1 protein-coding gene is annotated in these 367 nt (G+C 61.9%); it reads left to right on the top strand.

What is annotated here, in order from left to right; all coding sequences use genetic code 11:
* Positions 1–367: ATP-binding cassette domain-containing protein (locus EN852_RS36380; protein WP_135879725.1), on the top strand; the 367-nt coding region annotated here is incomplete at both ends.

The raw sequence follows: 367 nt of genomic DNA, 5'->3' as shown, positions 1-367 counted from the left end.
GTTGCGGCAAGTCAACCTTGCTCAACCTGATCGCCGGCTTGACCAAGGTTTCCGCCGGCGCCGTGCTTTTGGCAGACAAGGAAGTCGACAGCCCCGGCCCCGAACGTGCTGTGGTGTTCCAGAACCATTCGCTGTTGCCGTGGCTGACCGTCTACGAAAACATCAACCTGGCGGTGTCGAAAGTCTTCGGCCGTTCGAAGAGCAAGGCCGAGCGGCATGACTGGATCATGCGCAATCTCGACCTCGTGCAGATGGCGCATGCAAGCGACAAGCGCCCGGCCGAAATCTCCGGCGGCATGAAGCAGCGCGTCGGCATCGCACGGGCGTTGGCCATGGAGCCCAAGATCCTGCTGCTCGACGAGCCGTT

It is taken from the genome of Mesorhizobium sp. M2E.F.Ca.ET.209.01.1.1, assembly GCF_004010375.2.
Lineage (GTDB): Bacteria > Pseudomonadota > Alphaproteobacteria > Rhizobiales > Rhizobiaceae > Mesorhizobium.
Note: the sequence above shows the minus strand (reverse complement) of the source record. Positions and strands in the feature narration are given on the sequence as shown.